Genomic DNA, 21,786 nt, shown 5'->3' with positions numbered 1-21,786 from the left:
CCGCGGCCTCGGCGTCCGAATCCCGCGAGCCCGGTGCCCTCCGCGGACGCACACTGGAGGCATGAGCGTGGAGCCGCACACCCGGACGGACAACCGGCAGGACATGCGGTACGAAGCCGTCAGCAGCCGTGACGCCCGCTTCGACGGGGTGTTCTTCTTCGCGGTGACGACCACCGGCATCTACTGCCGCCCGAGCTGCCCCGCGGTGACCCCACGGCGCCGCAACATCCGCTTCTTCGCCACGGCCGCCGCCGCCCAGGGCGACGGCTTCCGGGCCTGCCGCCGCTGCCGCCCGGACGCGGTGCCCGGGTCCGCGGAGTGGAACGTACGGGCCGACGCGGTGGGCCGGGCGATGCGGCTGATCGCCGATGGGGTGGTGGACCGCGAGGGCGTCCCCGGCCTCGCCACCCGGCTCGGCTACAGCGCACGGCAGGTCCAGCGCCAGCTCACCGCCGAGCTGGGCGCGGGGCCCATCGCCCTGGCCCGCGCCCAGCGCGCCCACACCGCACGCCTCCTGCTCCAGACGACCGCCCTGCCCGTCACGGACGTCGCCTTCGCGGCAGGCTTCGCCAGCGTGCGCCAGTTCAACGACACCCTCCGCAGGACCTACGCACGGACACCCACCGAGCTGCGCACCGAGTCCGGCACCCGGCTCGCCCCGCCCGCCGCGGAGCTGTCCGCGGGCATTCCGCTGCGGCTCGCCTACCGCGGCCCCTACGACGCACGCGCCACCTTCGACCTCCTGGCCCGCGAGGCCGTCCCGCGCATCGAAGAGGTACGGGGCGAGCCCGACGCCCGCACCTATCGCCGCACCCTGCGCCTCCCGCACGGCACCGGCCTCGTCGCCGTCGAGGAGGCCGCCCACCCCGGCTGGCTGGCGGCCCGCCTCTCCCTCACCGACCTGCGCGACCTCACCACCGCCGTGCAGCGCCTGCGCCGCCTGTTCGACCTGGACGCCGACCCGTACGCCGTCGACGAGCGGCTCGGCGCGGACCCGCGACTCGCCCGCCGGGTCGAAGCCCGCCCGGGGCTGCGTTCCCCCGGCGCGGCCGACCCGGACGAGTGCGCGCTGCGGCTGCGCATCGGGCGGGACCGCGCCGCCGAACTGGTCGAGGCGTACGGGGACACCCTGCCGAACCCCTGCGGAGCCCTCGACCGTCTCTTCCCCCGCCCGGACGCCCTCACCGGTGAGCCCGACGCGGGTCCGCTGGCCGAGGCCCTCGTGTCCCGTGCCGTACGGCTCGACCCGGGCACCGACCGGGAGGAAGCGGCCCGCGCCCTGGCCGCCGTCCCGGGCCTGGACGCCCGCACCGTCGCTCTGATCCGGATGCGGGCACTCGGCGACCCGGACGTGTTCCTGCCGGGCGGCCCGGACGACGACCTCTGGCGGCCCTGGCGCTCGTACGCGACCGCCCACCTCCGCGAGCCCCTGGACGCTGCCGGGACCTCGCCCGCGAAAGCACCGGGACCGTGGCGCCCGGACGCCGGCAACCCGGACGCGACCGGGACCTCGGTCGCGGGAGCCCGGGGTGCGGCGCCCCTGGGCGCAGGGGCAGCGAATGCGGCACCCGCGAACCTGCGGGCACGGCACACCGCGCCCCCGGACACGGACCTGCTCAGCCCCCCGCCGCCCGCACGAGCGCGGTGACGAGCACGGCCCCCACCAGCGCCGCCAGGAGCGGCACGCGGCACAGCCGCAGAACGACGACAGCGCCGAGGCCCGCGATCACGGCCACGTCGAGGCCCGACCAGCCCGGCCCGGCGATCCCCACCACGACGAAGGCGGCCAACAGAACCGGTGCGAGCAGCGCGATCACCGTGCGCGCCCGCGCGGGAAGCTCGCGCCCGGCGAGCACGGCGGGGCCCACCGCCTTGAACGCGAAGCTGATCAGGGCGACCGCCGCGACGGCGGCCCACAGCGTCGTCGCGCTCACGCCGTCGCCCCCTTTGTGCGCCGCAGCCCCAGGAGGGCGGCGGCGCCCGCGCCGACCAGGGCGAGACCGGTGGGCAGGAACGCGATCAGGCCGGCGGCGAGGACGGCGCCCAGCGCGGCCGGCAGCCGGTTGGCGCGACTCTTGCGCAGTTCGTCCAGGAGCAGGGCGACGAAGAGCGCCGGGGCGAGAACGTCCAGCCCGAGCGTGTGCTGGAGGGCGGAGTCCGGGGCGAGCACGACACCCAGAGCAGTGCCCGCCACCCAGGCGGGCCACTGCACGACCGTCGCCCCGAACATCAACAGCCGGTCGAACCGGCCGCCGCCCAGGTGCGCGGCTGCCCACGACGCGTCGACCACCGCCTGGCCCTCGAAGGCCCGCCGCAACCGTCCCCCGCGCAGGTCGCCCGCGACGGCCACGCCCATCGGCAGGAAACGGCTGTTGATCATTGCCGCGGCGGCCACCGCCGTGCCGAGGCCCCCGGTCGACAGGGAGGCGACCAAGGCGAACTGGGCCGAGCCCGAGAACACCACGGCCGAGCAGACGACAGGCACGACGACGCCCCAGCCCTGGGCCTGGGTGACCGCGCCGAAGGAGACGGAGAGCAGGAAGGAGGCGGCCGCGAAACCGGCGCCTATGCGCAGACCGGCCCGGAACCGGTCGCGAGGTGAATCGCTCATCCACAGAGTCTAACAAGCTAAATCGCTGAGGAGCGTTAGAGTGGTATCGTACCGGAATGGCCCAACTTGCATTCAGTGAGACCGAGTTCCTCGCTGGGCACCCCGCTCTCGACCTCGTCAACACGGTTGCCTGGCGTACCGACGAGACGCGTCGCGCGGACCGCGTGTCGGGCCCGGAGGAGTGGCGTGCCTGGGCGGCGCGGGCCGGTCTCGGTGCACTCGTAGGGTCCGATCCGGACGGCCTGATCCGGCTCCGGGCGGTGCTCGGGGAGATCCTGGACGCCCACACCGAACGCGCGCCGCTGCCGTCCGCAGCCTGGGAGGTTTTCCGCCGCATGGTTCTGTCGGCACATCGATATGCCCATGTACCGGCAGAGTTGCCCCTGCGCCGGGAACCGGCGGGGCTGACGGATGCCCTCGCGCTGCGGGCCGAGGAACTGCTGTCCGGTCCCTCGGTCGACCGGATCGGCCGGTGCGAGGGGCCGGGCTGCGGCTGGTTCTTCCTGGACCGCACACGTGGCGGCAACCGCCGCTGGTGCAGCTCGGCCGACTGCGGCAATCGGGACCGCGCACGACGCCATTACGCGAAGGGTCGGGGACGGGCTCACTCCCCGTCCGGGTAGGCCGAGTGCGCCAGGGTGTCCTGCGGGGCGGCCCGGCTACGGGCTCGGAGTCGTCGCGGGGGAGTGGGGGAACCGCGCGGGGGCCGCGACTGCCGCCTATGTGCCGCCACTGCTTCCCGGCGTACGCGAGACCTCTCGCCCCACCCATCCCCTCTCGTGTGCCTGCCACCCCAGTTGCAGCCGCGTCGTCACCCCCGCCGTCTCCATCAGCCCCTTCACTCTCCGCTGCACCGTCCGCAACCCCAGTTCCAGCTGCTTGGCGACGCTCGCATCCGTCATGCCCGCCAGAAGCAGTGAAAGGATCCTCAGATCCACCGGGTCCGGCCCGCCCGCCAAGACGTCGCAGCCGTCGCCGCCCGGCCCCAGCCGCACCGGGCGCGCCTCCCGCCACACCGCCTCGAACAGTCCCGTCAGCGACTCCAGCAGCCCGCTGGCGTGCACCACCAGCGCCGACGGTTCCGCGTCCCGTCCCGTCAGGGGGACCATGGCCAGTGTCCGGTCGACGACGAGGAGCTTCGTCGGGACCCGGTCCACCACCCGGACCTGCTCGCCACGCCCCAGCGCCGCAGCCAACTCCGCTACCCCACCCGGAAGTTCGAGTGCACCGCGCTCCAGGACCACCCGGTGCAGCACCCCGCGCGCCGCCGTCCGTTCCTCCGCCACGTTCTCCCGGCCGGACACGACGACCGGCCGACCGGTGACCAGCGCGCACACTTCCTCCGCCGCCCCCCACTGAGACTGGGCGAAACGGTGCGCCACCGCGCTCGCCCCCACCACGACCTCCACCAGGTCGTGCACCGCCGGTTTCACCGCCCCCGCCCGGTACTCCTCCGCCAGCAGCGCCGCCGCCAGCTCCGCCTGCCGCAGTTCGTGCCGCTGCTGGGTGAGCAGAGCGCCGAGCGCGACACCGGGCGGCGTCGCCAGCCAGCCTTCCGCGCCGGAGACGGACCGGGCGGCCAGGCCCTGTCGCTCCAACCGTCGAAGCGTCCGCTCCGTTTCGGCCGCGCCCACGCCCAACCGGTGTGCCAGGTCGGCCACCTCGGCCGACCCGACCGCGACCAGCGTCCGGTACGTCGCTTCCGCCGCCTCGTCGAGTCCTATCGCGCCCAGCACCTCAGAACCCACCTCTTTCCGTCGCACCGCACCGTGGCCGGCCCTGCCTCGCGCCGCACTGTGGCGGGAATGAGCCACGGCGCAAAGCCGCCTCAGCACATCATCCACGCACCACCTGCCCCTTTGTCACCAGCGCCTTCCCGTCGGCGCGACTACGCACCCCGTGGGCGGCCGTCGGGATGCCATCGAGATGCTGTTCGTCCGGATCCGAACTGACGCACGCACGCGTCGAATCCGACACCACGCGAGTGGCCCGCCCCCGCGATGCGCGCGCGCCGCACGGCAGTTGACCTCCGTGGGCCGAGAGGGACGTCGGGAGCGTGCCCGCGCGGGCAGGCTCGTCGCCGGAGCGTCTTTTTTCCTCCCGCCCCGTTTCCGAATCGCCTCAGCGGTGGACAATAGGGGCATGAGTCAGCAGGGGGAGCGGCGCACGCACGCCGAGGACGACTGGTGGGACCGGCTGTACGACGAGTCGGCCCCGGACACGGGGCCCACCCGCACACCCGACACGCTCGACGACCACTTCGACTCCACGCCGATCGCACCGGCGGCACCACCTCCGGACGCTCGGGACACCCCGCCTGTCGGCGCCCCGCGCCCCCCGGCTTCGTGGGAGCCGCCGGATCCCGGAGGCGCACCCCGTACCCTCGGCCCGCACCCCCAGGGCATGCGGCAGGAGGCGTCCGGGCCCACCACGCGGGAGTGGGACGCCTGGCTTCCGACTCCCCGTCGGCAGAAGGGAGCGGATCCGCACGGAGGGGACGGAGGGGGAGAGCCGACCCCGGCCACCACCGCACATGAGCAGGGCACGACAGCCCCGGCAGGCCCGGCAGCCCCGGCACAGACGCCGGGCCCAGCCTGCGCGCAGGTTCCCGCCTCCACGCAGATCCCCGCCACTGCGCGGATCCCTGGCCCTGGACGCGACTTGGAGCCGGAACCGCCCCACGAAGCCGACCCCCGCGACGCATCGCGTTCCCCCCGCGACGCACGGGACCCAGCCTCGGGACGGCCTCCGACTCCGGGCGGCGACGATACGGTGCCTGCCGGTACGGATGCGGTGCCCGCCGGTACGGATGCGGTGCCCGCCCGTGCGGACGCGGTATCCGCCCGTCCGGACGAGGCGCCCGCCGGTACGGATGCGGTGCCCGCCCCTACGGACGCGGCGTCGGCCCGTACGGATGTCGTGTCGGAGGCCACGGACCCCCCGTCGGACCGTACGGACCCCGCGTCCGACCGTACGGCGGAATGGACCGCACCCCCTGCGCCCGCCGCACCCCCCGGGCCTGCGACATCCTCCCCGCCCGTGACTCCCCGGACGTCCCGAGTGCCGCACGTCCCTCCGGCGCCCCCGGCGTCGCCCCCGGGCCCGCCCGTCGGCGGTGCAGGACCGGCCTCCGGGTCCGGCTTCACGGCGTCGTCCGGACGCCCGGAGCCCGAGGCGTCCTCTTCGGCCACGTGGGGTCCGCCGCCGTCGCCCCCGGGGCCGCCCGGGGCTCCCGGAGTACGAGCGGGGGGCGGAGCCCGTCGTACCCGCCCCCTCTGGGACGAACCGACCGAAGGCCGGGGGCGGGCCCCGTTCCCGGAACCACGCACGAACGTGCCTGCCCCGGGCGCCGGTACGCAGGGGACGGACGAGGCCCCGCGCACGAGTGCGACCGACGAGATCGGACCCCCCACCCCACAGACGGCCCCCACCCGGCCCCCGGCCGCACCCCCTCCCGCGTCCTCGCCTCCGTCCGCGCCCCCCTCCGCCTCGGCCCCCTCCGTCCCGGAACCCGCGGTCGCGCCGTCCTCCGTCCCGGAACCCGCGGTCGCGCCGTCCTCCGTCCCGGAACCCGAGGCCGCGCTGCCCCCGCACCCGTCGCCCGCCGCCCCCGACCCCCGCATCAGCGCCGGGCCGAAGGGGCGTTCGCTGCGCCACGTACCGCCGCTTCCCACGTCCTACCCGGCCTGGGAGCCGCCGGGAGAGCCTCCAGGGACGCCGTCGGCCGCCAAGCCGACCGGCCGCCCCACCTCCCCCCAGCGCCCCACCACCCCCGACCGTCCCTCCGTCACGCACATCGGCGACGGCCCGCCCACCTACGAGGCCGAGCCGACCGCCCTTCCCCTCGCCGACCCGCAGGACCTGGGCAGCCTCGTCGCGGACACCGTGCTCGACGGCGCGCAGTACGGGACATACACCCTGCGGGCCGCCTCCGTGCGCGGTGACTCCGCCCGCTACCGCGGCGAACTCCGGCGGGACGCACTGCTCACCGCCCGGTTCGGCAACGGCCGCGGCGCCCTCGTCCTGGTCGCGGTCGCAAGCGGTGCGCGGGCCGCCGAGGGAGCGCACCTCGCGGCCGCCGACGCCTGCCGCTGGATCGCCGGATCGGTCGGCCGCAGCCACGCGCGGCTGGCCGAGGACATCGGGGCGGGGCGGCGCGGCGATCTCAAGTCCGGTCTGCACCGCCTCACCGACCGCACCTTCGGCAAGCTGCGCGCCCGCGCAGCGGAACTCGGTCTGGAACCGGAGGAACACACCGCCGATCTGCGCTGCCTGCTCCTTCCCGCCGACCCCGACTGCCGCACCAGGGTCTTCTTCGGCGTCGGCGGAGGCGGCCTGCTGCGGCTGCGGGACGGTCGTTGGCAGGACATAGAGCCTCCGGAACCACGCCCCGACGCGCTCGTCGGCGAACCGGTGGTCGGCTTCGGTTCCGTGCCGGCCCCCGCGCCGGTCGACGAGACGCCGCTGCACGGCACACCCGAGGTGACCGGGCAGGGCGACCGGCTCACCATGGACCTGGGGATCCCCACCCACCCCGGACCGCACGTGGACACCGTCCCGCCGACCTCCCCCTTCCGGTTCCGGGCGTCGGTGGCCCGGTCGGGTGACACGCTCCTGTTGTGCAGCGCGGGCCTCGCGGAGCCACTGCGCGGCGAGAGCGCGTTCGCCGACGAGCTGGCCGAACGCTGGGCCAGGAAGGACCCCCCCGGCCTCGCCGCCTACCTCGCGGACGTGACGCTCCGGGTCAAGGGGTACGCCGACGACCGTACGGCGGTGGCCGCCTGGGAGGCATGAGCGCATCTTTCGTGGGTTGATGGGCAGGAGCGGGAAGATTGTCCTATTTACCTACGGAGAGGTGCGCCGCGTCATGGCGAAGCAGAAGGTGGCCGAGCAGTTCGTCGACATCCTGGTGCAGGCGGGCGTCCAGCGCATGTACGGGGTCGTCGGCGACAGTCTCAATCCGGTCGTGGACGCCATTCGCCGCAACGACGCCATCGACTGGGTGCACGTGCGGCACGAGGAGACCGCCGCCTTCGCCGCAGGCGCCGAGGCCCAGATCACCGGGAAGCTCGCGGCCTGCGCCGGTTCCTGCGGGCCCGGCAACCTGCACCTGATCAACGGCCTCTTCGACGCGCACCGCTCGATGGCCCCGGTGCTGGCGCTCGCCTCGCACATCCCCTCCAGCGAGATCGGCCTGAACTTCTTCCAGGCCACCCACCCCGACAAGCTCTTCGACGAGTGCAGCCACTACAACGAGCTGATCTCCACCCCCAAGCAGATGCCCCGGGTCCTCCAGTCGGCGATCCAGCACGCGGTCGGCAGGGGCGGAGTCGGCGTGGTCTCCCTGCCCGGCGACGTCGCCGGCGAGCAGGTCGCCGAGGAGGCCCAGGAGCAGTCGCTCATCACCTCGCGTCCCGTCGTGCGGCCCGGTGACGCCGACATCGCCGCGCTGACGGCGCTGATCGACGACGCGCAGAAGATCACCCTGTTCTGCGGCAGCGGCACCGCGGGCGCGCACGCGGAGGTGATGGAGTTCGCCGAGCGGATCAAGGCCCCGGTGGGCCACGCGCTGCGCGGCAAGGAGTTCATCCAGTACGACAACCCGTACGACGTCGGCATGAGCGGACTTCTCGGCTACGGCGCGGCGTACGAGGCCATGCACGAGTGCGACCTGCTGATTCTGCTCGGCACGGACTTCCCGTACAACGACTTCCTCCCCAAGGACGCGAAGATCGTCCAGGTGGACGTGCGTCCGGAGCACCTCGGGCGGCGTTGCAAGCTGGACCTGGGTGTCTGCGGCGACGTCCGCGAGACGCTGCGCTGCCTGACCCCGCGGGTACGGCCCAGGAGCAACCGCAAGTTCCTCGACAAGATGCTGAAGAAGCACGCCGACCAGCTGGAGGGCGTGGTCAAGGCGTACACCCGCAAGGTCGAGAAGCACACCCCGATCCACCCCGAGTACGTGGCCTCCGTGCTCGACGAACTCGCCGACGACGACGCGGTGTTCACCGTCGACACCGGCATGTGCAACGTCTGGGCGGCCCGCTACCTCACCCCCAACGGACGCCGCCGCGTCATCGGCTCCTTCTCGCACGGTTCGATGGCCAACGCCCTGCCGCAGGCCATCGGCGCCCAGTTCGTCGACCGGAGCCGTCAGGTCGTCTCCATGTCCGGCGACGGCGGCTTCTCCATGCTGATGGGCGACTTCCTCACCCTCGTGCAGTACGACCTGCCGGTGAAGGTGGTCCTCTTCAACAACTCCTCGCTCGGCATGGTGGAGCTGGAGATGCTGGTCGACGGACTGCCCTCGTTCGGCACCACCAACCACAATCCGGACTTCTCCGCGGTGGCCCGCGCCTGCGGTGCGCACGGGGTGCGCGTGGAGAAGCCCAAGGAGCTCAAGGGTGCTCTGAAGGACGCCTTCCGGCACAAGGGCCCCGCCCTCGTCGAGGTCGTCACCGACCCCAACGCGCTGTCCATCCCGCCGCACATCAAGGTCGCCCAGGTGAAGGGCTTCGCTCTGTCCGCGGGGAAGGTGGTGCTGGACGGCGGCGTGGGACGGATGCTCCAGATGGCTCGTTCCAACCTGCGCAACGTTCCCCGCCCGTAAGCCCGCGTACGCCCCCCGTCCCCGCAATCGATACGCCGGGAACGGCAGCGGTGCATCGGGCGATGGGGCGAAACCCGGCACCCGGTACTCACACAGCCCCCGCCGGACATGCGTGGTGTCTCCCCGGCGGGGCATCCATTCCGTGAGGGCGTTCGAGACGAAAGGGTCGAACCGGGGTGTGCGGGTGGGGGTTATGACGAGACAGTATCCGGTCGGCGCCGGGCCGGTCGTGCACGGACGCGCGGCGGCGGGGGACCCGCGGGCGTCCAACGCGGACGCGAGGGCGCTCGCCCAGGCGGCGGCCGAGTGCGGCGAACGGTACGAGACGGCGGGGCTGCGCCGGAGGCTGGGTCACGCCGACCTGACGGCGGTGCCCGAAGTCCGGCACGGTCTGCGCGAGTTGCTGCGGTGCTGGGGCCGTCCCGGCCGCGCCGACATCGCGGAACTGCTCACCTGTGAACTGGTGACCAACGCCCTCATCCACACCGAGGGCGACGCGGAGGTGACGGCCGCACTGGCCGCCGGCAGGCTGCGGGTCGAGGTGCGCGACCGGCTGGAGCAACTCCCCGAGCCGCTGCTCGCCGACACGGAACCCGACGGCAGCACGCACGGCCGCGGACTGTTCCTCGTACAGGCCCTCGCCGACGCCTGGGGCGTACGGATGCAGGGCCACGGTGCCGGCAAGGTGGTGTGGTTCGAACTCGAAGGGGATCCGGCCGGTGAGTGACCGGCCGAACCCCCGTCGCGTCCGTGTGGGCGGACCTGCCCGACCGGCTAACCGAACTGCTGCTCAAGGTCCTTGAGCTTCTGTTCCAGCGAGTCCAGCCGAGGCAGGGCCTGGGTGTCGTCCTCGGCGGTCAGATCGACGGTCCTCGTCTCAACTCCCCTGGTCCCAGCGCCTTTCACGGCCTGGAGGGAGGGCCGGGAGCGAAGCGGCAGTTGTCCCGGCTCGGGTATGGCGGGCTCCGCGACCGCATGCGGCGGGGAGCCCGGTCCGCCCGCCCCCAGAGCCGGCACGTCGACCTGCCGACCGCCGCGCCCCCGCCCCCAGGCGCGGTGCTGACGGTTGATGGCCTTCAGCTGCGCCCGCTCCAGCTTCTCGTGCTCCCGCCTGCGGAGACGGTTCTGCTCCTTCTGCCGCCGGTCCTCACGCACCTCGTCGACCGCCTCGTCGAGCGTCCGTACGTTCTCCAGCAGCATCAGCGACCAGGCCCCGAAGGTCTCTCGGGGCGCCCGCAGCCAGCGGACGATGCGGATCTGCGGCAAGGGGCGCGGCACCAGGCCCTGTTCGCGCAGTGCCGCCCGGCGGGTCTGCTTGAGCGCGCGGTCGAAGAGAACCGCCGCGGACAGCGACATGCCGGCGAAGAAGTGCGGAGCACCGGCGTGCCCGAACCCCCGTGGCGCGTGCACCCAGTTGAACCAGGCCGCGGCTCCGGCGAACGTCCACACCAGTAGACGCGAACCGAGCGCCGCGTCCCCGTGACTGGCCTCCCGTACGGCGAGCACGGAGCAGAACATGGCGGCTCCGTCGAGCCCGAACGGAACCAGGTACTCCCAGCCGCCCGACAGGCTCAGGTTCTGCTGCCCGAAACCGACCAGCCCGTGGAAGGACAGGGCGGCGGCCACGGCGGCGCAGCAGAACAGCAGTACGTAGGAGGCGCTTCCGTAGAAGGCTTCCTTCCTTCGGCGCCGCTCCTCGCTGCGCTCCCACGAGTCCTCGCTGCTCGCGCCGGCCTTCGCGCCCGCGCGCTTGCCGCGCGCGATCACCGCGACGGCCGCCAGGACACCCGCGATCATCACGACGGCAGGAAGCAGCCAGTCCAGCGATATGTCGGTCATTCTCATTGCGGAGTCCCTTTGCGTCAGCGCAGCGGCGACCACGTCCGTGGAGACGGTCCAAGAGACAGCCCACGGAGTGCGGACCGCGGATCGCGCTCGGTGCGTTCCGGCGACATATTGGCCCACGTCGCGAGGTGCACAAGGGGTTTCGGGACAAGAGAACGCCAACGGGACTCCGCGTCATGCGGAAAGGTGGCGATTGTTCGAACTGCCAAACCCCTCTGCGGAGTTGGGTTCGAATCACGCCACCCGAACGGGTGGCGTGGCGATCATGCGGAGGTTACGGCCTGCGCGAGCAGCTTCTGCACCCGGTCCGCGTCGCAGGTCCGGGGGCAGGTGGTGCAGGTGTCCTCGGGGCGCAAGGTGTAGAAGAAACAGCAGGTGGCGCGGTCCCGGGTGGGCAGCGACTCGCCGTTCGGGCCGGTCAGCTCACGGAAGCCGGCGGCGGCGCGGTAGGGGGCCGTCGCGCCGGGCAGCAGCAGCTCCAGCTCCGCCATGGCCCGCTGCTCCTCGCCGAGCAGGTGCGCCACGTACCAGAGGCCCTCGACGATCTCGTCCGTCGCCATGCCCCACAAGGCGTGCGCCCGCCGTCGCATGCGCGGCCCGAAACCCGTCAGCACCGGCTCCAGGTGCTCGGCCAGCGCGTCCCGCGCCTCCGCGCGCAGCGCCTCCTCGTCGGGCACGACGCGCGCGCCGGGCAGTGCCGCCGCCGGATCCCCCGGCAGGCACGCGAACTCCTCCACCCGTACGGTCATCCGGCCCAGGACCCGTTGGAACGCGACCTGGGAGACCGGCGTCCTGGGCACCCTGCGGTGCAGGAACCAGGGCACGGTGATCAGCAGGCAGGCGGGCCAGGCGTACCGGTGCAGGCCGAAACTGGCGATCACGTCGGGGCGGGCCTGCTGCCCGTAGTCCCGCAGCACCTGCGCGTTGTCCCAGGCCAGAAACGCGTCCAGGGCGGTACCCCCGGCGGACAGCTCGTCCGCGCCGACCCAGCCGCCGCCGCGCGGAGCCGCTTCCCCCTCCGCGAGCTCCCGCACGACCAGTGAGGGAAAGACCTCGGTCAGGCGCGCGTAGGAGTCCGCCACGGCGGACGCGGCGGGCGGGCGTGCTGCGCCGGAGGGGAGCAGGGCGGGGACGGTCATGCAGGGGACCACCGAATCGAATCTTGGGTCGTGTGCAGGTAAGCCTTACCTTACCCGATCATTCCCGGGTTTGAACTGCGGGACGTGCCGCCTAGGCTGCCCCAGACGCACGAGAACTCGCACAACGGAGGTGGACCAGGTGGAGCAGCCCCGGCGACACGCCCCCGCCGCACACCCCCCGGCCGCGGAACGGGTACCCGAACAGGCCCGTGGCGACCGCCGGTCGCGGGCCCCGCAGGCACACGGGGAGTACCTCCACGGCACGCCCGCCGCTCCCCGCCCGGCGACGGCCCGCCTCGTCCGGCACTCCGTGCGCGGCCAGATCCTCGACGCGCTGCGTGCCGCCCTCGTCAGTGGCGAACTGGCCCCGGGTGAGGTCTACTCGGGCCCCGCCCTCGGCGCCCGCTTCGGCGTCTCCGCCACTCCCGTGCGCGAGGCGATGCAGCAACTCGCCCTGGAGGGCGCGGTGGAGGTGGTCCCCAACCGCGGGTTCAGGATCGCCGAACGCGGCGAGGCCGAGCTGTCCGACCTGGCGCAGGTGCGGGCGTTGATCGAGGTGCCGACCATGCTCGCCCTCGCCCGCACCGTGGAGGCCGCGCAGTGGCGCGGTCTGCGCCCGCACGCCGTTGCCACCACCATGGCGGCCGCCCGGGGTGACCGGGCCGCGTACGCGGAGGCCGACCGCGCCTTCCACGGCGCGGTGCTCGGCCTCAGCGGCAACGCGCAGCTCGTGCGGACCGCCGGCGACCTCCACCGGCGGGCGCAATGGCCGTCGGCGGGTGCGCGCGACGGCGGCCGGGCGGAGCTGGTGGCGGACGCCGCCGAGCACACGGCGCTGCTGGAAGCCCTGATCGACCAGGACCTGCCCGTCGTGGAGTCACTCGTACGAGAACACTTCGCGGGCGGCGGCCGGCCGTAGGGGCGCGGACCGGTCGTGCGGGCGCCCGTGCCCCTGAACGGCCCCCGGGCCCGCGAAGTCCACCCGAACGGGTTCAGACCGCCGCGGCCGGTGGCGACAGCTGCGACGCCAGCCAGGTCGGGACCCCGTCCAGCAGGTGGAACAGCCGGGACGCCTCCGCCCGCAGCCGCGTCGCCTCCGGCTCGGGCTCGGCGTCCGCGAGGGCGGCCAGCGCCGGCGCCGTGCCCACGAGGTAGCCGAGTTCCTCGCGTATCCGCAGCGATTCCGCGAACCCGTGCCGCGCTTCGGCCAACTCCCCTTCGCGCAGGGCCAGTCCGGCCAGGTGCCGCCAGGTGAAGGAGAGCAGCAGCGGCTTGTGGTGGGTGGTGGCCCCCGCGTGGGCGCGACGGTAGGCGGCGCGCGCGGACTGCGGGGAGTCCGAGAGGTGTTCGGCGATCAGGCCCCGCCGGAAGTCGAGCAGCGGGCGGTTGGCGGAGTGGGGGTGCAGCAGGGCCGCGGCCCGGCCGAGCGCCGACCGGGCTTCGTCCGCCCGGTCCCGTACGCCCAACACGGTGGACGCGTAGGCGAGATGGCCGCGTTCGCAGGCCGCCCCGCCGCGCTCGTCGTCGTCCCCGGCGAGGGCCTCGGCGCTGCGCAGCGCCTCCTCCGCCTCCGGCCACCCCTGTTCGGTGAACAGACAGCGCTCCACGAGCAGCGCCGCGCGCTGGAGTGCGGCGGCAGCCCCGGAACGGGCCTCCAGGAGGGCCGCGGCGTCCGTCCAGCAGCCGCGGGAGCGCAACCGCCACACCGCGGTCTGGAGCGGCCCGCCTCCCCCCTCGAAAGCCCCCGCCGACTCCGAGTCGGACTCCGTACCGGAACCAGACATGGCGGTGTCCGCCACATTGCCCTCCCCGAGCGCGCCATTGAGCTGTGAAGTAGAACCGTGCGGATGTCCTACGGATGGTTCTTCGGACGTCCGGTCGTGCGCATCACAGCACGGATTGACGCACCGGGCCAAGAGGCCGGGTGAATTTTTTCACAAAGCAGGGGACTCCGTCGGCCCGTCGCGAGGGGGTGAGGTCGGGTCAGCTCATGCGCAGGGCCAGGAAGAAGTCCAATTTGTCCTCCAGTCGCGAGAGGTCACGGCCCGTCAGTTGCTCGATCCGTCCGACGCGGTAGCGCAGCGTGTTGACGTGCAGGTGGAGACGGGACGCGCAGCGCGTCCAGGAGCCGTCGCTGTCGAGGAACGCTTCGAGGGTCGGGATCAGCTCGGCGCGGTGCTTGCGGTCGTAGTCGCGCAACGGGTCCAGGAGGCGTGCGGTGAAGGCGCGGCGCACGTCGTCGGGGACGAAGGGGAGCAGGAGCACGTGCGAGGCCAGTTCGTGATGACCCGCGGCGGCGACCCGGCCGGGACGGGCGGCGGCGACCCGGCGGGCGTGCCTGGCCTCCTCCAGCGCGCCGCGCAGGCCCTCCGCGGAGTGCACCGGGGCGCTGACCCCCAGGGTGAGCCGGCCGTCGTCCGCGAGCCCGCCCGAGAGCGGCGCCTGCACGGCGGTCAGCAGCGAATCCGCGTGCAGACCGGGGCTCGCGCCCTCCTCCGGCCGGTCGGCCGCCACCGCGGGCAGCGGAACCAGCGCGATGGCCTCCTCGCCGCTGTACGCCACCGCTATCCGGTCCGCGGGCTCGGCCGAGGCGGCGAGCGAGTCGGCCGGAATGGTGGGATCGACCAAGATCTCTTCGAGCAGCGCCTGCGCGGCCGGACCGCTCTCGACGGCGCCGCCGTCCCACTCGATGCGCGCCACCACCACCTGCCAGTGCGGCGCCGCGCCCAGGCCGGGCAGCAGCACCGGGGCGGCCACCCGCAGCCTGGCGGCGATCTCGGTGGGCGGTGCGCCCGCCTGGACCAGCTCCAGCACCTCCTGGGCGAGCCTGCGCCGCACCGTACGGGCCGCGTCGCGGCGCTCGCGCTCCACGGCGATCAGCTGGGTGACGCCCTGGAGCAGGTCGAGACGGGCGGCCGGCCAGTCGCCCGCGTCCGCCTCCACGGCCAGCAGCCAGTCCGACAGGACGCTCTCCCGGACGTCGCGGGAGGCGGCCGTGCCGGCCAGGGCGGCGGCGTTGCGGTCCGCCGTGCGGATCGGGAACAGCGAGTACGGGGTGCCGTCCAGGGTCATCCGGTGCGGGCTGCGGCGGCCCGTACGGCTGGCCGCCAGGTGCTCGGCGGCCAGGGCGGGGCCGACGCCCGCGGGCAGCGGGGCGTCGGAGCCGGCCACCTGGCGGCCGACGGGGGAGAGCACCCAGGCGTGCAGGTCCAGGTCGGAGGTCAGCAGGTCGAGGACGACCTCGGGGCCGCCGCCGGCGGGTCCCGACGTCATCAGCCGTCGGTGCCGGTCGACCACCGCCGCCAGGTCCCCGGCCCGTTCGCCCGACACCTGCCGCACGACGTGCTCGGTGATCGAGGCGAAGGCCACCGCCTCGCTGACGGAGAAAAGCGGGAGGCGGTGCCTCTCGCACGCCTCGACCAGGTCCGCCGGCACGCTGCCCAGCTCCGCCTCGCCCGCCGCCAGGCCCACTACGCCGGACGAGGCGAGGAGCCGTACGAACGGTTCGGAGTCCTCGGGGGAGTGGCGCCAGGCCAGCCCGGTCAGCACCAGCTCGCCGCCGGAGAGGTAGCGGCTCGGGTCGCGCAGGTCGGTGGTCATGACGCCGCGCACGGTGCGGTCGAGTTCGTCCTCGCCGCCCAGCAGGCGCAGGCCCAGCGCATCGGTTTCCAGCAGGGCGCGCAGCCGCATCGTCGTGTCGCCGCCGTTCTCTCTCGTACCAGGGGTGGAATCGTGTTGTCCGTGAGCTGCGGAGAGGTTGCCGATCCCCGCCTTTCGTTCGAATCTACAAGACGAGATGGGCGACCAGCCAACTCCTTCATGGTTTCGGTGACTGCACCGTGTCACCCGCGGCTTGTGTACTGAGGCCACGACCGTGTGAACAGGGCATGAACGAAGGCCCCGGAGCCGCGCGGAACAGAACGCAACCTGACAGTCGCCCCCCGATACGAAGAGAGAGCCACTCATGGACTTCCTTCGCCCCGCCAGCTGGGAGGACGCGCTCGCCGCCAAGGCCGAGCATCCGACCGCTGTGCCCATCGCGGGTGGCACCGATGTGATGGTCGAGATCAACTTCGACCACCGGCGTCCCGAATACCTTCTGGACCTGGACCGCATCGGTGAACTGCGGGAGTGGGAGGTGGGCCGGGACAGCGTGAACCTCGGCGCCTCCGTTCCGTACACCCAGATCATGGACCACCTGCGCGCCGAACTCCCCGGGCTCGCACTCGCCGCCCACACCGTGGGCTCCCCGCAGATCCGCAACCGCGGCTCCGTCGGCGGCAACCTCGGCGCCGCCTCCCCGGCAGGCGACTCGCACCCGGCGCTGCTCTCCGCGGGCGCCGAGGTCGAGGTGCAGTCGGTGCGCGGAACGCGCATGATTCCGGTGGAGGAGTTCTACACCGGAGTCAAGCGCAACGCCCTTCGGCCCGACGAACTGATCCGTGCCGTGCACATCGCGAAGGCGGACGGCCCGCAGCAGTTCTCCAAGGTCGGCACCCGCAACGCCATGGTGATCGCGGTGTGCGCCTTCGGGATCGCGCTGCACCCCGGGACCCGGACCGTGCGGACCGGCATCGGATCGGCCGCGCCGACCCCGCTGCGGGCGAGGACCGCCGAGGAGTTCCTCGACGCGGCGCTCGAAGAGGGCGGCTTCTGGGAGAGCGGCAAGATCATCCCGCCGTCCGTCGCCAAGCAGTTCGCCGAGCTGGCCTCCGCGTCCTGCAACCCGATCGACGACGTCCGCGGCACCGCGAAGTACCGCCGCCACGCCGTGGGCATCATGGCCCGCCGCACGCTCGGCTGGGCCTGGGAGCAGTACCGCGGCACCGCCTCCGCGACCCTCGAAGGAGCTGCTTGATCATGCGCGTCAACTTCACGGTCAACGGCCGTCCGCAGGAAGCCGACGACGTCTGGGAGGGCGAGAGCCTCCTGTACGTGCTTCGGGAGCGGATGGGTCTTCCCGGCTCGAAGAACGCCTGCGAGCAGGGCGAATGCGGTTCTTGTACGGTACGGCTCGACGGCGTGCCGGTGTGCGCGTGCCTCGTCGCGGCGGGCCAGGTGGAGGGCCGCGAGGTCGTCACCGTCGAGGGCCTCGCCGACTACTCCCGGCACCGCCGGGACGCCCACCCGGGCGCCGGCTGCGGCACCGAGGGGGCGTGCGGCACCTCGCCGGACGCCGACAGGGGCAGCCAGGCCCAGCCGGGTGACGGCCGGACCGGCGAACACGGGCGGCTCGCCCCCATCCAGCAGGCGTTCATCGACGCGGGCGCCGTCCAGTGCGGGTTCTGCACCCCCGGCCTCCTCGTCGCAGCCGACGAGATGCTGGAGCGCAACCCCTCCCCGTCCGACGGGGACATCCGCGAGGCACTCTCGGGCAACCTGTGCCGGTGCACCGGCTACGAGAAGATCCTCGACGCGGTCCGCCTCGCGGCGGCCCGGCAGGAACACCAGGAAGAGACGGTCTAGCACCATGGGCGTCACCGGTACCCCCACGAACATCAGCCAGGGCACCAGGACCAAGGGCGGAATCGGCGAGTCCACCCTCCGTCCCGACGGAACCCTCAAGGTCACGGGCGAGTTCGCGTACTCGTCGGACATGTGGCACGAGGACATGCTCTGGGGCCACACCCTGCGCTCCACGGTCGCGCACGCCGAGATCGTCTCCCTCGACGTCGGCGAGGCGCTCGCGCTTCCCGGCGTCCACGCGGTCCTGACGTACGACGACCTGCCCACGGAGACCAAGCACTACGGTCTCGAACTCCAGGACACACCCGTCCTGGCCTGCGGCAAGGTGCGGCACCACGGGGAGCCGGTGGCGCTCGTCGCCGCCGACCATCCGGAGACGGCGCGTCGCGCCGCCGCCAAGATCAAGGTCGAGTACCGGGAACTGCCCGTCATCACCGACGAGGCGTCCGCGACCGCACCCGGTGCGGTTCTCGTGCACGAGAACCGCACCGACAGCCACTTCGCGCACGTCCCGCACCCCAACATCCTGCACCGCCAGCCCATCGTGCGCGGCAACGCCGACGAGGCGGCGAAGCGCGCCGACGTCATCGTCTCCGGCGAGTACGTCTTCGGCATGCAGGACCAGGCCTTCCTCGGCCCCGAGTCCGGACTGGCCGTGCCGGGCGAGGACGGCGGCGTCGACCTGTACGTGGCCACCCAGTGGCTGCACTCCGACCTCGGCCAGATCGCGCCCGTCCTCGGCCTGCCCGAGGAGAAGGTCCGCATGACGCTCTCCGGCGTCGGCGGGGCCTTCGGCGGCCGCGAGGACATCTCGATGCAGATCCACGCCTGCCTGCTCGCCCTGCGCACGGGCAAGCCGGTCAAGATGGTCTACAACCGCTTCGAGTCCTTCTTCGGCCACGTCCACCGCCACCCGGCCACGCTCCGGTACGAGCACGGCGCGACGAAGGACGGCAAGCTCACCCACCTCAAGTGCCGCATCGTCCTCGACGGCGGCGCCTACGCCTCCGCCTCCCCGGCGGTCGTCGGCAACGCGTCCTCGCTCAGCGTGGGCCCCTACGTCGTCGAGGACGTCGAGATCGAGGCCCTCGCGCTGTACTCCAACAACCCGCCCTGCGGCGCGATGCGCGGTTTCGGCGCGGTCCAGGCGTGCTTCGCCTACGAGGCGCAGATGGACAAGCTGGCGGCGAAGCTCGGGATGGATCCCGTCGAGTTCCGCCGGCTCAACGCCATGGAGCAGGGCTCCCTCCTGCCCACCGGCCAGCGCGTCGACTCGCCCGCCCCGGTCGCCGAGCTGCTGCGCCGCGTCAAGGCGATGCCGATGCCGCCGGAGCAGCAGTGGCTCGCGGCGGGTGAGGACGCGGACGTACGGGCACTGCCCGGCGGACTGTCCAACACCACCCACGGCGAAGGCGTCGTACGCGGCGTCGGCTACGCGGTCGGCATCAAGAACGTCGGTTTCTCCGAGGGCTTCGACGACTACTCGACCGCCCGGGTCCGCATGGAGGTCGTCGGCGGCGCGCCCGTCGCGACCGTGCACACCGCGATGGCGGAGGTCGGCCAGGGCGGCGTCACCGTCCACGCCCAGATCGCCCGCACCGAACTGGGCGTCGCCCAGGTGACCATCCACCCCGCCGACACCGGGGTCGGCTCCGCGGGCTCCACCTCGGCGTCCCGGCAGACGTACGTCACCGGCGGCGCGGTCAAGAACTCCTGCGAGGCCGTACGTGAACAGGTCCTGGACATCGGCCGGCGGAAGTTCGGCTCCCACCACCCCGCCTGGGCCAGTGCCGAGCTGCTCCTCGAAGGCGGCAAGGTCGTCACCGACGGCGGGGAGGTTCTGGCCGATCTCGTCGACGTGCTGGAAGGACAGAGCGTCGAGGCCGAACTGGAGTGGCGGCACCGGCCCACCGAGGCGTTCGACATCCGTACCGGACAGGGCAACGGCCACGTCCAGTACTCCTTCGCCGCGCACCGCGCCGTCGTCGAGGTCGACACCGAGCTGGGACTGGTCAAGGTCATCGAGCTGGCGTGCGCCCAGGACGTCGGAAAGGCGCTCAACCCGCTGTCGGTGGTCGGCCAGATCCAGGGCGGCACCACGCAGGGCCTGGGCGTCGCCGTCATGGAGGAGATCGTCGTCGACCCGAAGACCGCCAAGGTCCGCAACCCGTCCTTCACGGACTACCTCATCCCCACGATCCTCGACACGCCGACCATCCCCGTCGACGTCCTCGAACTCGCCGACGCGCACGCCCCGTACGGGCTGCGCGGTGTCGGCGAGGCTCCGACCCTGTCGTCCACCCCCGCCGTGCTCGCGGCGATCCGGGCGGCGACCGGACTGGAACTCAACCGCACTCCGGTACGGCCGGAGCACCTGACCGGGACCTGATCCCGCCCCCGAACCCCCCGGGCGGCGCCGCCTGACAGGGACGTCACACTTCCCTCCGCCACGTCGCCCGGGGTCCACAGTCCGCCTACCCGGCGGCAGTCCCACCGCAAGTCCAGTACGTATGCGTTCGTCTCGGACCGTCCTCCGGGTCGTGCAGCCCTTTGAAGTCCCCGAATTCCCCAGCCGCGAGCGGTGTGCGGGATGCCCCTGTGAACCTTGGGAGACAGGCATCATGACCCAGTCGTCAGTGGAGCCAAGAACATCGTCGGAGGACGCCGGCGCGGGATCGCGCCCGCCGGCCGGGCGGTCCTGGCTCGACCGCTATTTCCACATATCGGACCGGCAGTCCACCGTCGCGCGTGAGGTGCGCGGCGGCATCACCACCTTCATGGCGATGGCGTACATCCTCCTGCTCAACCCGCTGCTCCTCGGCGGCGAGGACGTCGAAGGCAGCGTCCTCAGCCAGCCGGCGCTGATCACCGCGACCGCGCTGGCAGCGGCCGTCACCACCCTGCTGATGGGCTTCGTCGGCAAGGTCCCGCTGGCCCTCGCGGCCGGTCTCAGCGTCTCCGGCGTACTCGCCTCGCAGGTCGCACCCCAGATGACCTGGGGCCAGGCCATGGCGATGTGCGTGATGTACGGCGTCGTGATCATGCTGCTGGTGGTCACCGGGCTGCGCGAACTGATCATGAACGCGATCCCACTCGCGCTCAAGCACGGCATCACCATGGGCATCGGTCTCTTCATCGCCCTGATCGGGCTGGTGAAGGCCGGCTTCGTGCACCCCGGCAAGGCGACGGTCCTCTCGCTCGGCCCGACCGGTGAACTCGCCGGCTGGCCCGTGCTGCTCTTCGCCGTCACCCTGCTGCTGATCTTCATGCTGCAGGCCCGCAACGTGCCCGGCGCGATCCTGATCGGCATCGTCACCGGCACCGCCCTGGCGATCGTCCTCAACGCGCTCATCGACATCGACCCCAAGAGCTGGACCGGCCGTGCCCCCGAGCTCACCGGCAGCGCGGTCTCGATGCCGGACTTCTCGCTCTTCGGAGAGGTGCAGTTCACCGGCTGGGGCGACATCGGCGCGCTGACCGTCGGCATGATCGTCTTCACCCTGGTGCTGGCCGGCTTCTTCGACGCGATGGCCACCATCATCGGCGTCGGCACGGAGGCCAAGCTCGCCGACGACAAGGGCCGCATGCCCGGCCTGTCCAAGGCACTGTTCGTCGACGGCGCCGGTGGTGCCATCGGCGGTGTCGCGGGCGGCTCGGGACAGACCGTCTTCGTGGAGTCCGCGACGGGAGTCGGCGAAGGCGCCCGTACGGGCCTGTCGGCCGTCGTCACGGGCCTCTTCTTCGCGGCCTGTCTCTTCTTCACCCCGCTCACCGCGGTCGTGCCCGCCGAGGTGGCCTCCGCCGCCCTGGTCGTCATCGGCGCGATGATGATGCAGAACGCGCGCCACGTGGACTGGGCCGACCGGGCCACCGCCATCCCGGTCTTCCTGACCGTCGTGCTGATGCCCTTCACCTACACCATCACCACCGGTGTCGCCGCGGGCGTCATCGCCTGGACCGTCATCAAGGTGGCCCAGGGCAAGGCGCGTGAGCTGGGCGTCTTCATGTGGGTACTGACGGCGATCTTCGTCGTGTACTTCGCCCTGCACCCGCTGGAGAGCTGGCTCGGCGTGGGGTAGCAGTACCCCTACGGGGGTCCGACGCCCTCCACACAT

At 72.9% G+C, this 21,786-nt stretch carries 17 protein-coding genes; 10 read left to right on the top strand and 7 right to left on the bottom strand.

What is annotated here, in order from left to right; translation table 11 throughout:
- Nucleotides 1-61: 61 nt before the first annotated feature.
- Complete coding sequence (locus ACQPZG_RS07895) at nucleotides 62-1,648, top strand: AlkA N-terminal domain-containing protein (RefSeq protein ID WP_433545117.1); 1,587 nt, start codon at nucleotides 62-64, stop codon at nucleotides 1,646-1,648.
- On the opposite strand, the gene ACQPZG_RS07890 is transcribed toward ACQPZG_RS07895, so the two are convergent.
- Together ACQPZG_RS07890 and ACQPZG_RS07885 are read right to left on the bottom strand one after the other, a co-directional pair.
- Complete coding sequence (locus ACQPZG_RS07890; RefSeq protein WP_433545116.1) at nucleotides 1,617-1,934, bottom strand: AzlD domain-containing protein; 318 nt, start codon at nucleotides 1,932-1,934, stop codon at nucleotides 1,617-1,619. The genes ACQPZG_RS07895 and ACQPZG_RS07890 overlap by 32 nt on opposite strands.
- Entirely contained in the window at nucleotides 1,931-2,611 is a 681-nt protein-coding gene (locus ACQPZG_RS07885; RefSeq protein ID WP_433545115.1) for an AzlC family ABC transporter permease, read from the bottom strand. Before ACQPZG_RS07885 ends, ACQPZG_RS07890 begins: the two co-directional genes overlap by 4 nt.
- Nucleotides 2,612-2,667: 56 nt before the next feature.
- Between ACQPZG_RS07885 and ACQPZG_RS07880 the strand changes: the two genes are divergently transcribed.
- Entirely contained in the window at nucleotides 2,668-3,234 is a 567-nt protein-coding gene (locus ACQPZG_RS07880; protein ID WP_433545114.1) for a CGNR zinc finger domain-containing protein, read from the top strand.
- A gap of 96 nt (nucleotides 3,235-3,330) precedes the next feature.
- Here ACQPZG_RS07880 and ACQPZG_RS07875 read toward each other — a convergent pair whose 3' ends face one another.
- Nucleotides 3,331-4,347, bottom strand: a complete 1,017-nt coding sequence (locus ACQPZG_RS07875; protein ID WP_433549303.1) for a helix-turn-helix domain-containing protein — start codon at nucleotides 4,345-4,347, stop codon at nucleotides 3,331-3,333.
- A 1,597-nt stretch (nucleotides 4,348-5,944) separates the two neighbouring features.
- Here ACQPZG_RS07875 and ACQPZG_RS07870 point away from each other — a divergent pair.
- The 3 genes from ACQPZG_RS07870 to ACQPZG_RS07860 all read left to right on the top strand — a co-directional run bounded on the left by ACQPZG_RS07870 (nucleotide 5,945) and on the right by ACQPZG_RS07860 (nucleotide 9,948).
- Nucleotides 5,945-7,405: a protein phosphatase 2C domain-containing protein gene (locus ACQPZG_RS07870; RefSeq protein ID WP_433545113.1), complete on the top strand. Its 1,461-nt coding sequence runs from the start codon at nucleotides 5,945-5,947 to the stop codon at nucleotides 7,403-7,405.
- Nucleotides 7,406-7,478: 73 nt separating this feature from the next.
- On the top strand, nucleotides 7,479-9,221 hold the full coding sequence (locus ACQPZG_RS07865) for a pyruvate dehydrogenase (protein WP_433545112.1): 1,743 nt from the start codon (nucleotides 7,479-7,481) through the stop codon (nucleotides 9,219-9,221).
- A 193-nt stretch (nucleotides 9,222-9,414) separates the two neighbouring features.
- The gene (locus ACQPZG_RS07860) at nucleotides 9,415-9,948 is read left to right on the top strand and encodes an ATP-binding protein (RefSeq protein ID WP_433545111.1); all 534 of its coding nucleotides are present in this window, start codon (nucleotides 9,415-9,417) and stop codon (nucleotides 9,946-9,948) included.
- A gap of 47 nt (nucleotides 9,949-9,995) precedes the next feature.
- Here ACQPZG_RS07860 and ACQPZG_RS07855 read toward each other — a convergent pair whose 3' ends face one another.
- Both ACQPZG_RS07855 and ACQPZG_RS07850 read right to left on the bottom strand, forming a co-directional pair.
- Complete coding sequence (locus tag ACQPZG_RS07855) at nucleotides 9,996-11,066, bottom strand: DUF2637 domain-containing protein (protein WP_433545110.1); 1,071 nt, start codon at nucleotides 11,064-11,066, stop codon at nucleotides 9,996-9,998.
- A 263-nt stretch (nucleotides 11,067-11,329) separates the two neighbouring features.
- Entirely contained in the window at nucleotides 11,330-12,205 is an 876-nt protein-coding gene (locus ACQPZG_RS07850) for a (2Fe-2S)-binding protein (protein WP_433545109.1), read from the bottom strand.
- A 139-nt stretch (nucleotides 12,206-12,344) separates the two neighbouring features.
- On the opposite strand from ACQPZG_RS07850, the gene ACQPZG_RS07845 reads away from it, so the two are divergent.
- A complete protein-coding gene (locus ACQPZG_RS07845; protein ID WP_433545108.1) occupies nucleotides 12,345-13,124 on the top strand; it encodes a GntR family transcriptional regulator in 780 nt (259 codons plus the stop codon).
- A 73-nt stretch (nucleotides 13,125-13,197) separates the two neighbouring features.
- Here ACQPZG_RS07845 and ACQPZG_RS07840 read toward each other — a convergent pair whose 3' ends face one another.
- Complete coding sequence (locus ACQPZG_RS07840) at nucleotides 13,198-13,989, bottom strand: hypothetical protein (protein ID WP_433549302.1); 792 nt, start codon at nucleotides 13,987-13,989, stop codon at nucleotides 13,198-13,200.
- A gap of 199 nt (nucleotides 13,990-14,188) precedes the next feature.
- Nucleotides 14,189-15,895 (bottom strand): PucR family transcriptional regulator, encoded by a 1,707-nt coding sequence (locus tag ACQPZG_RS07835; protein WP_433545107.1) that lies wholly within the window; start codon nucleotides 15,893-15,895, stop codon nucleotides 14,189-14,191.
- A 274-nt stretch (nucleotides 15,896-16,169) separates the two neighbouring features.
- Here ACQPZG_RS07835 and ACQPZG_RS07830 point away from each other — a divergent pair, with 274 nt between their 5' ends.
- From ACQPZG_RS07830 to ACQPZG_RS07815, 4 genes are all read left to right on the top strand, one after another.
- A complete protein-coding gene (locus ACQPZG_RS07830; protein ID WP_433545106.1) occupies nucleotides 16,170-17,063 on the top strand; it encodes an FAD binding domain-containing protein in 894 nt (297 codons plus the stop codon).
- A 2-nt stretch (nucleotides 17,064-17,065) separates the two neighbouring features.
- Nucleotides 17,066-17,671, top strand: a complete 606-nt coding sequence (locus tag ACQPZG_RS07825; RefSeq protein ID WP_433545105.1) for a (2Fe-2S)-binding protein — start codon at nucleotides 17,066-17,068, stop codon at nucleotides 17,669-17,671.
- Between the two features lie 4 nt (nucleotides 17,672-17,675).
- Complete coding sequence (locus ACQPZG_RS07820; protein ID WP_433545104.1) at nucleotides 17,676-20,060, top strand: xanthine dehydrogenase family protein molybdopterin-binding subunit; 2,385 nt, start codon at nucleotides 17,676-17,678, stop codon at nucleotides 20,058-20,060.
- A gap of 232 nt (nucleotides 20,061-20,292) precedes the next feature.
- Nucleotides 20,293-21,750 carry an NCS2 family permease gene (locus ACQPZG_RS07815; RefSeq protein WP_433545103.1) on the top strand — a complete coding sequence of 486 codons (1,458 nt, stop codon included), beginning with the start codon at nucleotides 20,293-20,295 and terminating at the stop codon, nucleotides 21,748-21,750.
- Nucleotides 21,751-21,786: the final 36 nt, after the last annotated feature.

The organism is Streptomyces sp. CA-294286, from assembly GCF_050947155.1.
Taxonomy (GTDB): Bacteria; Actinomycetota; Actinomycetes; order Streptomycetales; family Streptomycetaceae; genus Streptomyces.
This window is presented reverse-complemented; position numbering and strand designations above follow the sequence as displayed.

Coding starts and splice junctions, on each gene's coding strand:
- ACQPZG_RS07895 (WP_433545117.1), top strand. CDS start 62: ATGAGCGTGGAGCCGCACACCCGGACGGACAACCGGCAGGACATGCGG.
- ACQPZG_RS07885 (WP_433545115.1), bottom strand. CDS start 2,611: ATGAGCGATTCACCTCGCGACCGGTTCCGGGCCGGTCTGCGCATAGGC.
- ACQPZG_RS07880 (WP_433545114.1), top strand. CDS start 2,668: ATGGCCCAACTTGCATTCAGTGAGACCGAGTTCCTCGCTGGGCACCCC.
- ACQPZG_RS07865 (WP_433545112.1), top strand. CDS start 7,479: ATGGCGAAGCAGAAGGTGGCCGAGCAGTTCGTCGACATCCTGGTGCAG.
- ACQPZG_RS07860 (WP_433545111.1), top strand. CDS start 9,415: ATGACGAGACAGTATCCGGTCGGCGCCGGGCCGGTCGTGCACGGACGC.
- ACQPZG_RS07855 (WP_433545110.1), bottom strand. CDS start 11,066: ATGAGAATGACCGACATATCGCTGGACTGGCTGCTTCCTGCCGTCGTG.
- ACQPZG_RS07850 (WP_433545109.1), bottom strand. CDS start 12,205: ATGACCGTCCCCGCCCTGCTCCCCTCCGGCGCAGCACGCCCGCCCGCC.
- ACQPZG_RS07840 (WP_433549302.1), bottom strand. CDS start 13,989: ATGTCTGGTTCCGGTACGGAGTCCGACTCGGAGTCGGCGGGGGCTTTC.
- ACQPZG_RS07835 (WP_433545107.1), bottom strand. CDS start 15,895: ATGCGGCTGCGCGCCCTGCTGGAAACCGATGCGCTGGGCCTGCGCCTG.
- ACQPZG_RS07830 (WP_433545106.1), top strand. CDS start 16,170: ATGGACTTCCTTCGCCCCGCCAGCTGGGAGGACGCGCTCGCCGCCAAG.
- ACQPZG_RS07825 (WP_433545105.1), top strand. CDS start 17,066: ATGCGCGTCAACTTCACGGTCAACGGCCGTCCGCAGGAAGCCGACGAC.
- ACQPZG_RS07820 (WP_433545104.1), top strand. CDS start 17,676: ATGGGCGTCACCGGTACCCCCACGAACATCAGCCAGGGCACCAGGACC.
- ACQPZG_RS07815 (WP_433545103.1), top strand. CDS start 20,293: ATGACCCAGTCGTCAGTGGAGCCAAGAACATCGTCGGAGGACGCCGGC.